Annotated in this window: 14 protein-coding genes; 10 read left to right on the top strand and 4 right to left on the bottom strand. The window is 36.6% G+C overall.

What is annotated here, in order from left to right; genetic code table 11:
* On the bottom strand, window positions 1-189 hold the full coding sequence (locus tag KI338_RS12550) for a hypothetical protein (RefSeq protein ID WP_212921359.1): 189 nt from the start codon (window positions 187-189) through the stop codon (window positions 1-3).
* Window positions 190-394: 205 nt separating this feature from the next.
* Between KI338_RS12550 and KI338_RS12545 the strand changes: the two genes are divergently transcribed.
* On the top strand, window positions 395-937 hold the full coding sequence (locus KI338_RS12545) for a transcription repressor NadR (protein WP_212921358.1): 543 nt from the start codon (window positions 395-397) through the stop codon (window positions 935-937).
* Between the two features lie 96 nt (window positions 938-1,033).
* Here the strand turns inward: KI338_RS12545 and KI338_RS12540 are convergent, their stop codons facing one another.
* Complete coding sequence (locus tag KI338_RS12540) at window positions 1,034-2,389, bottom strand: alanine/glycine:cation symporter family protein (protein WP_212921578.1); 1,356 nt, start codon at window positions 2,387-2,389, stop codon at window positions 1,034-1,036.
* Window positions 2,390-2,559: 170 nt separating this feature from the next.
* Here KI338_RS12540 and KI338_RS12535 point away from each other — a divergent pair, with 170 nt between their 5' ends.
* Genes KI338_RS12535 through KI338_RS12525 form a run of 3 tightly spaced genes read left to right on the top strand, consistent with a single transcriptional unit; the run spans window position 2,560 to window position 4,173 of the window.
* Window positions 2,560-3,030 carry a low molecular weight protein-tyrosine-phosphatase gene (locus KI338_RS12535; RefSeq protein WP_212921357.1) on the top strand — a complete coding sequence of 157 codons (471 nt, stop codon included), beginning with the start codon at window positions 2,560-2,562 and terminating at the stop codon, window positions 3,028-3,030.
* A 21-nt stretch (window positions 3,031-3,051) separates the two neighbouring features.
* Window positions 3,052-3,342 carry a YtxH domain-containing protein gene (locus KI338_RS12530; RefSeq protein WP_212921356.1) on the top strand — a complete coding sequence of 97 codons (291 nt, stop codon included), beginning with the start codon at window positions 3,052-3,054 and terminating at the stop codon, window positions 3,340-3,342.
* 21 nt (window positions 3,343-3,363) lie between these two features.
* A complete protein-coding gene (locus KI338_RS12525; RefSeq protein ID WP_212921355.1) occupies window positions 3,364-4,173 on the top strand; it encodes a YihY/virulence factor BrkB family protein in 810 nt (269 codons plus the stop codon).
* Between the two features lie 30 nt (window positions 4,174-4,203).
* On the opposite strand, the gene KI338_RS12520 is transcribed toward KI338_RS12525, so the two are convergent.
* Window positions 4,204-6,129: a heavy metal translocating P-type ATPase gene (locus KI338_RS12520; protein ID WP_212921354.1), complete on the bottom strand. Its 1,926-nt coding sequence runs from the start codon at window positions 6,127-6,129 to the stop codon at window positions 4,204-4,206.
* A 248-nt stretch (window positions 6,130-6,377) separates the two neighbouring features.
* Here KI338_RS12520 and KI338_RS12515 point away from each other — a divergent pair, with 248 nt between their 5' ends.
* Window positions 6,378-7,220 carry a transporter substrate-binding domain-containing protein gene (locus tag KI338_RS12515; RefSeq protein WP_212921353.1) on the top strand — a complete coding sequence of 281 codons (843 nt, stop codon included), beginning with the start codon at window positions 6,378-6,380 and terminating at the stop codon, window positions 7,218-7,220.
* 9 nt (window positions 7,221-7,229) lie between these two features.
* A complete protein-coding gene (locus KI338_RS12510; RefSeq protein WP_212921352.1) occupies window positions 7,230-7,928 on the top strand; it encodes an amino acid ABC transporter permease in 699 nt (232 codons plus the stop codon).
* 36 nt (window positions 7,929-7,964) lie between these two features.
* Here the strand turns inward: KI338_RS12510 and KI338_RS12505 are convergent, their stop codons facing one another.
* Window positions 7,965-9,140 (bottom strand): MFS transporter, encoded by a 1,176-nt coding sequence (locus KI338_RS12505; RefSeq protein ID WP_212921351.1) that lies wholly within the window; start codon window positions 9,138-9,140, stop codon window positions 7,965-7,967.
* A gap of 133 nt (window positions 9,141-9,273) precedes the next feature.
* Here KI338_RS12505 and KI338_RS12500 point away from each other — a divergent pair, with 133 nt between their 5' ends.
* The 4 genes from KI338_RS12500 to mbcS all read left to right on the top strand — a co-directional run bounded on the left by KI338_RS12500 (window position 9,274) and on the right by mbcS (window position 14,127).
* Window positions 9,274-10,068, top strand: coding sequence for a YfkD famly protein (locus KI338_RS12500; RefSeq protein WP_212921350.1), 795 nt, complete (start codon window positions 9,274-9,276; stop codon window positions 10,066-10,068).
* Between the two features lie 172 nt (window positions 10,069-10,240).
* Window positions 10,241-11,548, top strand: coding sequence for a Na+/H+ antiporter family protein (locus KI338_RS12495; RefSeq protein ID WP_212921349.1), 1,308 nt, complete (start codon window positions 10,241-10,243; stop codon window positions 11,546-11,548).
* Between the two features lie 73 nt (window positions 11,549-11,621).
* Entirely contained in the window at window positions 11,622-12,422 is an 801-nt protein-coding gene (pdaA, locus tag KI338_RS12490; protein WP_212921348.1) for a delta-lactam-biosynthetic de-N-acetylase, read from the top strand.
* Window positions 12,423-12,537: 115 nt separating this feature from the next.
* Window positions 12,538-14,127 carry an acyl-CoA synthetase MbcS gene (mbcS, locus tag KI338_RS12485; protein WP_212921347.1) on the top strand — a complete coding sequence of 530 codons (1,590 nt, stop codon included), beginning with the start codon at window positions 12,538-12,540 and terminating at the stop codon, window positions 14,125-14,127.
* Window positions 14,128-14,473 lie beyond the last annotated feature (346 nt).

Genomic DNA, 14,473 nt, shown 5'->3' with positions numbered 1-14,473 from the left:
CTAATCCCTCCAGCCTCTAGTGATAAATAAATTCGCTATGATGATAATAATGCCTGTTATAGTCCAGTATAGGAAGCTACCATTCCAGGCGTGTACTTTGGAAAGAATAGTGTATGGTACGATATAGGCTAATAGGATGGTGAAACTAATAACTATTCCCCAAAACCAATTTGATTTTCTTTTCTCCATTTCTTATCTCCTCCACAAGTTGTAAACCCCATACTAATACAAAATAATGTTTACATATGTCTTTACACATATATTTACACAAATAGCTCTAATTTGCAATTGATTTTTTTATCTCCTCAAATGCTTTGTCTAAGAAAGTTAGCTATAATAGAAATAACATTTAGCACTATTCCTGATAAAATTTTGATGTGGAGGTTAATAGAGAATGAGTGGGGAAACGAATAAGATTTTAGGGGAAAATAGGCGGAAACTAATACTATCGTGGTTAAAGGAAGAAAGTGAGCCCCTAACTGGAAAGGAGATATCAGAGCGAACCAATGTAAGTCGTCAGGTCATTGTTCAGGATATTTCTCTATTAAAAGCAACAGGTGAGCCAATTATAGCGACTGCCAGAGGATATATTTACTTGCGGGAAAATAATTATGAACAGCATGCTTCTAGAGTAATAGTAGTAAAGCACACAGCCGAACAGACAGCAGAGGAGCTGTATATATTAGTTGATCATGGAGTTGTAATACGAAATGTCATGGTAGAACATCCTATTTATGGCGATATCACAGGATCATTGATGCTGAAAAATAGAAAAGATGTTAATACTTTTCTTGATGAACTGAATAACACAGGTGCATCGCTTCTTTCCCAGCTTACAGAAGGTGTACACTTACATACCATTGAAGCGGAGAATGAATTAATTCTTGATGAGGCATGTGAGGCTTTAAGAATAGCAGGGATATTACTTGAGGATTAGTTAAAGTGAGAATTTATTAGTGTACTTTGAAACTTAAAAGGCATCCGCCAACAAGCAGGTTGACGAATGCTTTTCTAAATTCTTCCTTTATATTTATTACGTATTACTTATTCGTTCTTGCTCTTTTTCCTTTTTGGCAACCTCTAGGAATTTCTTGGTTTCGTATACGACCACACCCGTTAATCCTAGAATTCCGATTAAGTTAGGCACTGCCATTAATGCGTTCATGACATCAGAGATTCCCCAGACTAAGTCAAGTGTTTCGATAGAACCATAGAGAACAGCTAGAACGAAGAGTACACGATAAATTGGAACTACTTTATCGTTATTAAATAGATAAGCAAAGCATTTTTCTCCATAATAAGACCAGCCGACAATCGTTGAGAAAGCGAATAACACGATACCAATTGTAACGATATGTGCTCCAGTTTCTCCTAGGAAAAGTTCAAAGGAAGCCATGGTTAATGGGCCACCCTCAAGGCCGCTATCAGCTAAGCCAGCCATAACAATGGTTATTCCTGTGATAGAACACACAATAATAGTATCGATAAATACTTGTGTCATGGATACTAAGGCCTGTCTGCCAGGGTAGTCCGTTTTTGCAGCTGCTGCCGCTATTGGTGCTGAGCCTAAACCTGCTTCATTTGAGAAAACTCCACGTGCAACTCCATAACGGATAACAGTACCGAGAATTCCACCACCTACAGCACTAGCGGAAAAGGCGTCTGTAAATATAAGAGCAATAGCATCCGGAACAATTGAAAGATTCATGAAGATAATGATAAGACCACCGATGACATAAAATAATGCCATTATTGGTACAAAGAATGCTGTCACCTTTCCGATACTTTTAATTCCACCAATGATAACTAAGCCAGCTAATATAGTGAGAGCAATTCCAGTTGCCCATGTTGGAATATTAAATGAGCTCTCCAAAGCATCGGATACGGAGTTGGATTGGACCATATTTCCAATACCAAATGCTGCGACAGCACCAAATAGAGCAAATAATATTCCTAACCATTTGGCATTTAACCCTCTTTCTAAGTAATACATCGGACCACCAGACATTTCACCCTTACTATTTTCTACTCGGTATTTGACAGCAAGTATAGCCTCAGCATACTTTGTTGCCATACCGAATAATGCAGTAATCCACATCCAAAAAACTGCTCCTGGCCCCCCTAGTACAACAGCCGTTGCAACTCCAACAATATTTCCTGTACCGATTGTTGCCGCCATTGCAGTAGTAAGTGCTTGATAGTGACTAATATCTCCTTTTGACTTTTTATCCTGACGTTTAGGGCTAAAAGCGAGTCGTAGTGCATATGGAAGGGTGCGAATTTGTAGAAATCCTAGACGTAGAGTTAAATAGATACCTGTCCCTACAATCAGAATCAACATTGGTGGTCCCCATACAAAATTACTAATATTATTTATTACAGCCTGCATCATTTATCCCTCCCTTTTTAATAATTCTTTTATCTATATCATATGTATAAAAGATTTCTTAGAAAATGACTTGTTTGACAGATAAAGACAATAGATTCTATTTTTCATACTTTTCATTTAAACAATGGTAATTATAGGATTATAATAGGAGTTGAAAGGTGGAATAATAGATGATTCATGTATTATTTGTTTGCCTAGGAAATATTTGCCGTTCGCCAATGGCAGAGGCGATATTTCGTGACCTTGTAAATAGGAATAATTTATCCAATGCAATTAAAGTAGATTCTGGTGGAATTGGGAACTGGCATGTTGGAGAACCACCTCATGAGGGAACAAGAAAAATTTTAGATAAATATCATATAAACTATGCTGGCTTGAAAGCGAGACAGGTGTCAAAACAGGATTGGGATGATTTTGATTATATTATTGCGATGGATGACCAAAATATAAAAGACCTATATCAAATTAATTCGGACGATGGTCATGTCAGGATAGCAAAATTGATGGAATTCGTACCAGAAGCGAAGGAAGAAAATATTCCAGATCCTTATTATACGGGAGATTTTGACTATACTTATGAGTTAGTTTCAAAAGGATGTGGGCATTTACTTTCGTATATTCGGGACAACCATAACATCTAATAAAAAGGAGCGAACGAACAGATGGGAAAGAGAAGATTAATCACTGGTATGGTTATTGGTGCAGCAGTGGGTGGAGTTGTAGCGCTATGTGACTGGGAGACTAGAAATTATTCAAAGCATAAATTAAGAATAATTAGAGATAAGTCATCTAACTTTATTCATAATCCAACACAAGGGATTCGTAATGCAAGAATTGCGGTAGAAGAATTTAGTGAAAGCTTCAGTTACCAAGCGCAAAATGCTATGAATGCACTTGAACAAGTTGAAAACTCATTAGAAAAATTGTCAAAACCAAAAAGAATAGAGGGATAATGTTAGTTGGGAGGGGATGGCTTGCAAAAGGCAAAAGCTTTCTTAAACAAGCTAATTGGGCGAATATACGAGGAACAAGCATTTGGATTATCTGCACAGTTAGCTTATTTTTTTCTATTATCTCTTTTCCCCTTACTAGTTGTATTGGTGACATTGCTTGGGTATCTTCCTATAAATACTGATATCTTGACCTTAATGCTATCATCAGTGGCTCCACGAGATTCGATGCAATTGATTGAGGAAAACGTCCAGCAATTGGTTGAGCAACAAAATGGTCATCTGTTGTCGATAGGAATAATTGGTACATTATGGGTAGCTTCAAATGGGATTAATGCAATTATGAGGGTATTAAATAGTGCTTACGAGGTTGAAGAGAATCGTTCATTTATTTTTTCTAGGTTTATAGCAGTAGTATTTACGATTGCAATGGTTGGTATATTGTTTCTTGCTATTTTGCTTCCTGTCCTAGGAAAAATGATCGGGATTTATTTATTCTCGTTTTTTGGTTTATCCGACGACTTTGTAACAGTGTGGGAAATGCTCAGATGGGTATTTACATCAATTGTGTTTTTTATCGTATTTCTTTTTCTATATCGCTTTGCCCCAAATGCGAAAGTACGTTTTAAAGATGTATTTTGGGGATCGCTTTTTTCTACCATAGCATGGCAATTAACTTCCTATGTTTTCTCCTATTATGTAGCTAATCTAGCGCATTATTCAACCATGTATGGAAGTTTAGGGGCAGTAATATCGTTGATGATATGGTTTTATATATCAGCATTTATTGTAATTGTTGGTGGAATTATAAATGCAACACTTATCAAAATGTAATAAAGCTCCTAGGGGATAACCCCAAGGAGCTTATTTTAATAGCCGTAACCCATTTAGGATTACAAGGATAGTACTACCTTCGTGACCTATTACTCCAAGTGGTAAATCCAAGGCTTGAAAGTAGTTGGATAGAATCAAGATAGCGATAACACTAATGGAGAAGAATACATTTTGTTTGATGATTTGGTTCATTCTACTAGAAAGCTTTATAGCTTTAGTAATCTTGGCTAGATCACTTTTCATGAGAATAATGTCAGCAGTTTCTAATGCAACATCAGTTCCTTCTCCCATTGCAATACCGAGATTAGCTGTAGCCAATGCTGGAGCATCATTTATTCCATCACCAACCATTGCTACATTCTCATATGTTTCTTTAAGTTTTTTTATATGTGTTACCTTTTCTTCGGGGAGGCAATTAGCAATATAATGTGTAATACCAGATTCCTCAGCGATTTCTTTAGCAGTTAATTCATTATCCCCTGTTAACATAACTGTCTCTACACCAAGCTTATTTAGATTATGAATTAATTCTTTAGCATCTTCTCGTATAGAGTCCTTTAAGGCATATAGTGCTACTATTTTTTCATTTGCTTTTACGAAAACAATGGTTTTTCCTTCACTTTGGTGCTTCCTCATTATTCCGCCATGAAAGGCTTCTGCCAGCTCAATGCCTACATAATTAGCTTTGCCAATCTTCCATAGCTGACCATCTACACATGCTTCTACACCATTACCGCTAACGGTCTTTATATTCGAAATTTCCCAATCTCCTTTCAAACTATTATTTATACTGAAAGAGGAGATAGCATTGGCAACCGGATGTGAAGACCCATTTTCAATTTCACCAGTAATTCCAATGATAGTATTTTGATCCATATCAGGTGTAATGTAATAATCTGTTACGGCTAGTTTTCCAGTTGTTAAGGTACCTGTTTTGTCAAATGCAATAGCCTTGATCTGACTAAGATTTTCTATGTGTATGCCGCCTTTAAATAGTACACCACTCCTAGCACCATTTGAAATAGCAGATAAAGTTGCTGGCATAATCGAAGCAACTAATGCACAGGGTGATGCAACCACTAGAAGAATGATTGCTCGATAAATACTGTCTTCTAAGGACCAATCAAATAAAAGGTAAGGTAAGAATAGCATAATCAAAAACACAACAAGAACAACTTTTACATATGTCCCTTCGAACTTATCTATAAATTGTTGAGAAGGGGATTTTTCTTCTTGTGCGGATTGGACTAGATTAATAATCTTCTGGAACATGGTATCATTGGCTTGTTTTGTAATTTCAATTGTGATGGTCCCATCGATCGAAACTGTTCCAGCTAGGACTTGTTCGTTTCTTTCTTTTAAAACTGGTATGGATTCACCGGTAATCGCACTTTCATCTATTGATGTAGTGCCCTTTATTATCATCCCATCAGCAGGGATTCTCTCCCCGGCACGCACGAGAATTTTATCTCCTATTACTAATTCTTCTACTGGAACTATTTGTTCTGAACCATTTTTAATCACAGAAGCTGTTTCCGGCTGTAATTTTAGAAGTGCAGAAATTTCTTTATTGCTCTTATTTGTAGTATATGTCTCTAGTGCACCAGACAAAGCGAAAATAAATATCAGTATGGCTCCTTCTGTCCAATAACCAATAATAGTTGAACCGATAGCAGCGAAAATCATAAGCAATTCTACATTTACTTCTTTATTTTTTACTGTTTCGGTAATTCCTTCCTTTGCTTTTGCATATCCGCCAATAGCAAATGCAAATAGATGTAATATAACCCACGTGGTATCCGAAAGATGATCTTTTGAAAGCCATGTAATTAGTATGATTGCCCCACTTATGAAAGCAGCAATTAATTCTAGATTAGAAAATACTTTTTCCCAAAATGCTACCTTGGATTTTGTAAATAAACGTTCATCTAACTTATGTCTTGAAAGTAAATGCAATATTTTCCCCTCCTAAGATGATATACACCTACCTAAATTATAATTATTATAATGTAATATTTATTACAGTTTAACATGAATACTAGTAATGTCAATTTTTCAGTCTAACCTTCATATTGTTACATTTCACCTAATAATAATGCGAATACAGCTTTTTCTCTGTGAGTAATTATATTGCTATGAATGATATATACTGTTACAATCAGAATTGTTGAAAATGTGTAACAGGTTAAATAGGGGGAGTTATTGTGAAAAAAATTATTTGGTTAACCATCTTATCTAGTATTTTTCTGCTCTTATCAGCATGTGGGAACGATACGGAAGAAAAAACAGAAGATAAAATTTGGGCATCAATCCAAGAATCTGGCGAGATTGTTGTAGGGACAGCTGGGACATTATTTCCAGCATCTTATTATCCAGAAGGATCAGAGGAGCTGACTGGATATGATGTAGAAGTTGCTCGTGAAATTGGTAAACGTTTAGGGGTTGACGTTAAATTCGAGACGATGGCTTTTGATGCGATGCTTTCTGCATTGCAGAGTGGACGTGTTGATATGATCCAAGCAGGTCCACGTGAGGCAAGTCGAGATAAATTTGGTTTTTCTGAACCGATTAAATATTCATTTGCAACGATGATTGTAAGGGCAGATGATTTATCAGGAATTCATACATTAGAAGATTTAAAAGGGAAAAAAGCTGGAGGTGCGGCAACTACAGTTTATAGTGATATTGCTAGAAAATTTGATGCTGAGGTTGTTACATATGGTAATGTGACGAATGATGCTTATCTTCGTGATGTTCATAATGGGCGAACAGACGTAGTAATAAATGATTACTATTTACAAAAACTTGCGATTACTGCATTTCCTGAGTTCAATATTACGCTACATCCGGACCTGCGCTTTCATCCAACAACAAATAATGTAGTCGTTTCAAAAGAGGCTAAAGTGCTTTTAAAGAAGATAGATGAAGTAATAGCCGATATGAAAGAGGATGGTACCTTAACGAAAATCTCTGGTGAGTTCTTCGGGGGATTAGACGTCTCGAAGGAACCTGAAGAAGAAGTAATTGAAATTGAGGGTATTGACTAAGGTGATCGTATGTTTGAAATAGATCGCGTACAATTAAACAATTTGTTTGATGCAGAATTAGCGTGGGAGAGTTTACCATTCTTATTGCAGGGTGTTCCTGTAACAATTCTATTAGCAGTCATTGGAATGTTAGTTGGTTTGGTATTAGGATTTTTCATAGCTTTGGCAAGAGGATCAGCTAAGCTTGTTCTAAGATGGCCATCACGGCTGTATATTTCATTTATGAGAAGTACACCGATTATTGTGTTTTTGTTTCTTATCTATTATGGCTTACCGATTATTGGAATTAAGCTTACTGCGTTTCTAGCTGCTTCTATTGCTTTTGGTTTAAATAGTGCGGCTTATATTGCTGAGATTTATCGAGCAGCATTAAGTAGTGTGGATAAAGGCCAGTGGGAAGCAGCTAAAGCACTGAACATCGGATACTGGCAGGCACTTAGGATTATTATTCTCCCACAGGCGATTCGAATAGCTATACCACCATTGGCGAATGTTTTCTTGAGTATAATGCTGTCAACATCACTTGCAGCCATTATTACTGTACCAGAACTTTTTCAAAAGGCACAAATCGTAGCTGGACGTACCTTTGATGCGATGACAATGTACATTATGGTGGCACTAATTTATTGGCCGATAGGGATTGGAATTGCATTTTTGCAGGAACGATTGGAAAAAAGGTTTAATAAATATGTAAAACAGGAGATCTGATGAGGTCTCCTGTTTTACATTTCCAAAACCAAGAAGTTAAAGGGGAAGCATCTCTGCATTCTTATCCCCTTTAAATAGCATTAAGGCTACTATTATCGCTAATACAAAAGCTATTACATAAAAGAATGAAACTCCAGGAAAAAGCTCGATAAATAGTCCGCCTAGATAAGGTCCACCTAGACTTCCTACACTAAAGGCAATACTGCATAAAAGATTACCAGCAGGTAGTAATGCTGTTGGTAACAAGTCTGTCATATAGGATATTCCCAATGAATAAAGTGATCCAACGAAAACCCCTGCTAAGGAAAATAAGATAAATAAGGAGACAGAAGATGTCTCAAGCAATGCTGCAGCGAAAAAACAGCATAGACCTAAAGAAATAATAACGAGTAAAATATGTCTTCTGCCATATTTGTCACTAAGAATTCCTAATGGCAGCTGGGAAACTAAACTTCCAGCGGCAAAACATGGAATAATTAGTGAGAGCACGTCAACATTATGACCAATTCGCAGTCCATAAATAGGAAAGGTAGCATGCAATGTTGCTTCTAAAAAGCCATAGGCAAGTGGTGGTAAAAGGGCAATCCACGCTATTTTGGTCGTTTGGATAAATCGTCTCATAGAGCTATCCTTTGTGGTAGAGATTGTATCCACAGTATTTTTTGGCCATTTGTTTCGAACGAATAACATTAGTAACCATACTAATGTACTAAGTGCAGCTGAAACAATAAAGGGTAGGGATTCATGGAATTCTATTAGTCGTGTTAACAATGGACCAATTGCAAATCCGAGTCCAAACGACATGCCGTAAATGGAAATGCTTCTACCACGAGAGTTTTTATCTGCAGTAGTTGTTATCCATGTCTGTGTTCCAAAATGTAACATATTATCGCCTATACCGATTGTAACGCGGAGAATAAACCAAAACCAAAGTGATTCCCATATAGGGAAAATGGCAAGAGAGACGATAACAACTAGTCCACCTATTACGATTATTGGTTTAAAGCCATACTTGTGCATCGGTTTTTCCATAAATGGCGAAGCGAGTAAGACACCGATATAGAGACCTGTGGCATGTAACCCATTTATAGAAGATGAGATACCAGCCTGTTCAAGAATGATGGCTAATAGTGGCATTAGCATACCCTGTGACATTCCTGATATTGTAACAAGTAATGTTAAAATCCAAAAGCGAAAACGATCTAATATCATGCTTGTTCCCCCTGATGATAAAATAAATGAACAGATTAAGTGATGTGTAGTACGCCCATGCCGACTTTTCTATTATTTATGTATAAAAAATTTGTGCTCGAAAAAACTAAGGCAAAAAGAGAGGAATGGGCAGATGAATAATAAATACATCATAGCATTAATTACGATTTTCATTGCATTACAATTTCCTTTACCTGCTGTTGCTAAGGAAAAAGAGGCAAAAACGAATAAATTCGATATTCCTAGCCATGTATTAGATATTGCAAAGGAAAATACCTTCCCTAATTCTACCGAGGATGAAGAGGTTATCGAGCCTAGTGAGCTTTCACAAGAATTAATAGATACCTCAAAAGTAAAGATTTCCAATCCAAATTTAATTAAAATGCTCAATGAAACAACTTTAAATCCATCTCCAATTGCCTTTGGATATCGTGGCATGGTTTTTTTAGGAAGATGGCCACTAAATTATGAATCAGACGATACCAATATTAACTGGGAATATCAAAAAATTAATGTTAATGAGCTAAATAATATTGGTGGTGGAGAAGTACAAAAAATTAACTATATTCAACAAGAACAGAAAAATATAAAAGGTGCCCTAACCAACAAAATAGCGAATCCAGACGATGTAAAGCAAATGATAATTATGGCAGCAAAGCAAAAAACAAAGCTCCCCCTATCCTATAATACAACCATTGGAAATGGAACAAAAAAGGAAAATTCCTATGGGGTTCAACCACAAAAATACGGATTATTACACGCGTTTGCTCCTGCAGTTAACGAAAAAGGAAAAGTAACATTTGGAGAGGTTTACATTCAGTTGAAAGGGACTAAAACTACATTAGTGATAAAAAATGTAACCAAACAAGGTATCGGTGCTTGGATTCCGATTCAAGACCATATTTCTTTTTCTTATGAGGTTAGATAAGTTAGTTGAAGGAAAAGCTCTGCATTCATACGTGCGGAGCCTTTTTGATTACAGTATTCGTTCTATTAGAAATAAGTCTATCCGTTTTTCTACAATAAGAGGTTGATAAAATTGCTTTATTGCTTTATCATATTAAAGTGATAAAGCAAACGGAATGCAGGGGGAAGAAAATATGGAGTGGGTCGTTGTTGTTTCAGTGTTATTAATGGTTATTCTAAGTTTATTACGAGTTAATGTTATTTTATCTATCATTATCGCGGCAATAGTTGCTGGGGTAATGTCAGGGCTAAATATAGTAGAAGCTGTTGAGATGCTAGTTAGTGGCATGGGTGGTCAAGCTAACACAGCGCTAAGCTATGTATTACTTGGTGCTTTTGCTGTTGCGATTAGTTATACAGGCATAACAAACATATTAGTAAAATATTTAATTCGGATTATGAGTGGAAAGAAAACTACGCTCTTATTAGTTATAGCTGGTGTAGCATCCTTGTCACAAAACGTTGTGCCGGTTCATATTGCCTTTATTCCTATATTAATACCGCCTTTATTAACATTATTTGATAGGATGCAGGTAGATAGAAGAGGTGTGGCAGTTGCCTTAACATTTGGATTGCAGGCTCCTTATATTTTGATTCCGGCAGGTTTTGGACTTATATTTCACGGGATCATATACGATGGATTGGTGCAAAATGGTGCCACTATAACAATGGGAGAAGTAGCTAAGTCGATGATAATTCCAGGGCTAGGGATGATTGTTGGTTTACTCATCGCTGTATTTATAACGTATCGTAAGGATAAAGAATATACTTCTAATGGTCAAGATGCAACGTTATATAATGAGAAGCAATCAGCTGATATTTCATTTAATTTGAAGCATTTGCTGACAGTTTTCGCTATTGTAGGGGCACTTATCGCACAGATAATTTCTGGTAGCTTAATAATCGGTGCTCTAATTGGTTTAGGATTGATGTTTCTTTTCTTCGTGGTTCCATTTTCAAAAGGAGATAAAATAATATCTGATGGTGTAGGTATGATGGGTTCTATTGCATTTGTTATGTTGGTTGCATCTGGATATGGGACTATTTTAAAAGATACAGGTGCAGTGGATGCATTAGTAGAAGCATCGTCTGGATATTTAGGGAATAATAAAGCACTAATCGCATTTGTCTTACTGCTAGTTGGTTTACTAATTACGATGGGAATCGGCTCATCGTTTGGAACCATTCCAATTATTGCAGCATTATTCGTTCCTATTTGTTTGTCAGCAGGTTTTAGTCCGATTGCAACAGCTGCATTAATAGGGACAGCGGGAGCGTTAGGTGATGCAGGATCACCTGCATCAGATAGTACCCTTGGGCCAACATCAGGACTAAATGCAGATGGAAAACATAATCATATTTGGGACACCTGTGTACCTACATTTACTCATTTTAATATTCCACTATTCTTATTTGGATGGATGGCTGCATTGTTCCTGTAATAGGCATAGAAGTATTAACCTGTATAAAAATAGTTCATTTAGCAAAAGGTAAGAAAAAAATAGGTGGGGTATTATGTTTAGAATAAATCGTTTACGACCAACTGCCTTTGTGTTTTTTCTTGCCTTTTTTTTCGTTAATATTCATGGGACAGAAGCTGCTGGGTATGGTTGGGGGTATAAAAAAAATAAAGATCATGAGATTCCTGACGTTGGAAGATATGGAGAAATCTTGAAAGAGTATGGCGCATATTATGTTGACGACTCGGGTGAAAAGACACTTTACTTAACCTTTGATAATGGCTATGAACAGGGCTATACGGAAGGGATATTGGATGTTTTAAAAAAAGAAAAAGTCCCTGCAACGTTTTTTGTGACCGGCCATTATGTAAATAGTCAACCAGAGTTAATTAAGCGAATGGTTGATGAAGGACATATAATCGGAAACCACTCGTATCACCATCCCGATTTTACCATTCTTACCAAAGAGGTCATGAAGAGAGAATTAGAAACGCTGGAGGAAGCTGTTCGGAAGGTATCTAGTCAAGATGATATAAAGTATGTTCGACCACCCAAGGGGATGTTCAATCAACAAACATTAGAATGGGCAAATGAACTAGGGTATATTCATGTATTCTGGTCATTAGCTATAATTGATTGGAATACAAATGCACAAAAGGGCTGGCAGTATGCCTATGACCAAGTCATGGAACAGGTGCATCCTGGTGCAATAATTCTACTGCATGCAGTTTCAGAGGATAATGCGATGGCAATGGAAAAAATGCTTCAGGATTTAAAAAAGAATGGCTATACATTTAAGAGTCTGGACGAATTTGTGATAAAAGATAAGGTTCCTAAAGGAATATACGGATTTTAAGGTAGAACTGAGACAGAGACAATCTGTCTCTTTTTTATTTTTCGCTGAATAATATTTAAACATTTCAGAATTATTGATATAATAAACCCTACAATTATAATAGGGGAGTGATTGTATGAATAGAGAGGAATTAATAGCACCAGAGGATTATAACATCGCAATGGAAGTGGAAAAATATGCTAGTCAACCGAACAGAAAAGCATTAATTTGGGAAAATGAACGTGGAGATATACGGGAAATTTCTTATGGTAAACTCATAGAAAATATGAATAAAATAGGGAATGTTTTTAAAAGTAATGGTCTGAAAAAAGGCGATAAACTACTTGTCATGATCCCTAGAATGATTGAAGCATACGAGGTATACTTGGCAGCACTTAAGAATGGAATCATCATTGTGCCAAGTTCTGAAATGCTAAAAACACAGGATCTCCAATACCGTATAAGCCACGGTGAAATAAATGGTGTTGTAAGCTACTATCCCTTTACAGAGCAATACAAGGGGCTTTCTGAATATAATTCATTAGTTAAATTTGTAGTTGGAGAATCTGTAGATGGCTGGAAGTATCTTGATGGACTGATGGAAGACGCTTCTATGGAACTTAATATGGAAGAAACGACTCGGGACGATATTGCTTTTATTTCCTATACCTCAGGTACGACTGGTAATCCGAAGGGGGTTGTACATACACATGGTTGGGGATTCGCACATCTGAAAACAGCACCAGAAAATTGGCTCTGTGTAAAAGAAGGGGATAAGGTCTGGGCTACTGCAGGACCTGGTTGGCAAAAGTGGATTTGGAGTCCTTTCTTGTCTGTCCTTGGTATGGGTGCAACTGGTTTTATATATATCGGAAAGTTTCATGCTGAAAAATATTTGTCTCTGTTAGAAAAACATGAAATAAATGTTCTTTGCTGTACACCAACGGAATATCGTATGATGGCAAAGGTGGATAACCTAGATAAATATCACCTTCCACATTTAAATAGTGCAGTTTCAGCAGGTGAACCATTAAATGTAGAGGTAATTAACACGTTCCAAAAATATTTTCATGTTACCGTTCGTGATGGCTATGGTCAAACTGAAAATACGTTATTGTTGGGTGTTATGAAGGATATGAAGGTGAAGCCAGGTTCGATGGGTAAACCAACCCCTGGTAATGATGTGGAAATTGTTGATGAATTTGGGGAACCGGTGGGAGTAAACGAGGTTGGTGACATTGCTGTTCGATTAAATAGTCCTGCATTATTCCTCGAATATTATAAGGATCCGGACCGTACTAAACGTTCTCGACGTGGTGATTTTTATATTACTGGAGATCGAGCAAGAAAAGATGAAGATGGATATTTTTGGTTTGAGGGACGAAGTGATGATATAATCATTAGCTCAGGATACACTATCGGTCCTTTTGAGGTAGAAGATGCCTTAGTTAAACATCCTTTTGTGGCAGAGTGTGCAGTTATTGCTAGTCCAGACGAAATTAGGGGAAGTATTGTTAAGGCATTTGTTGTGCTAAAGAAAAATATATTAATAGATCCCGACGAACTAGTGAAGGAATTACAGGAGCATGTAAAAAATTTAACTGCCCCTTATAAATATCCTCGTGTGATCGAGTTCATCGAAGAGCTTCCCAAAACAGTATCTGGGAAAATTAGACGAGTGGAATTACGGCAGTTAGAAGCGGATAGGAATGTTAAGTCCAATTAATAGATGTGAAGACAGCGCACTTGCTGTCTTTTTCTTCGTGCTTAGTAGTTAAAGATTATGAGCCTCACGAGATGAGCATGTACCCAATAGTCAAAAGTATGAACCCCAACGAGACGATAATATGCTCAATAAACCAAAATATAAACCTCCAAAATGTTCACGATATATAAAATTCAAACCTGCGCAATAATTGTAGTTCAAGATACCAACCCACTACAAATATACCATCGTAAACAATCTAAGAATAAATTTCTAAAAAAACATAACAAAATACTTGAAAGTCAAAAAAGGTCAGAGTATAATGTAGGCATAAGGTCAAAGATAGTCAAAGTCAAATTGACCTTAC

Source organism: Ornithinibacillus bavariensis (genome assembly GCF_018333235.1).
Classification (GTDB): domain Bacteria; phylum Bacillota; class Bacilli; order Bacillales; family Amphibacillaceae; genus Ornithinibacillus; species Ornithinibacillus bavariensis.
This window is presented reverse-complemented; position numbering and strand designations above follow the sequence as displayed.

Bases quoted from the DNA above. Each gene is read 5' to 3' on its own strand.
- KI338_RS12535 (WP_212921357.1), top strand. From the start codon at position 2,560: ATGATTCATGTATTATTTGTTTGCCTAGGAAATATTTGCCGTTCGCCA.
- KI338_RS12505 (WP_212921351.1), bottom strand. From the start codon at position 9,140: ATGATATTAGATCGTTTTCGCTTTTGGATTTTAACATTACTTGTTACA.
- KI338_RS12545 (WP_212921358.1), top strand. From the start codon at position 395: ATGAGTGGGGAAACGAATAAGATTTTAGGGGAAAATAGGCGGAAACTA.
- KI338_RS12500 (WP_212921350.1), top strand. From the start codon at position 9,274: ATGAATAATAAATACATCATAGCATTAATTACGATTTTCATTGCATTA.
- KI338_RS12510 (WP_212921352.1), top strand. From the start codon at position 7,230: ATGTTTGAAATAGATCGCGTACAATTAAACAATTTGTTTGATGCAGAA.
- KI338_RS12540 (WP_212921578.1), bottom strand. From the start codon at position 2,389: ATGCAGGCTGTAATAAATAATATTAGTAATTTTGTATGGGGACCACCA.
- KI338_RS12495 (WP_212921349.1), top strand. From the start codon at position 10,241: ATGGAGTGGGTCGTTGTTGTTTCAGTGTTATTAATGGTTATTCTAAGT.
- mbcS (WP_212921347.1), top strand. From the start codon at position 12,538: ATGAATAGAGAGGAATTAATAGCACCAGAGGATTATAACATCGCAATG.
- KI338_RS12550 (WP_212921359.1), bottom strand. From the start codon at position 189: ATGGAGAAAAGAAAATCAAATTGGTTTTGGGGAATAGTTATTAGTTTC.
- pdaA (WP_212921348.1), top strand. From the start codon at position 11,622: ATGTTTAGAATAAATCGTTTACGACCAACTGCCTTTGTGTTTTTTCTT.
- KI338_RS12530 (WP_212921356.1), top strand. From the start codon at position 3,052: ATGGGAAAGAGAAGATTAATCACTGGTATGGTTATTGGTGCAGCAGTG.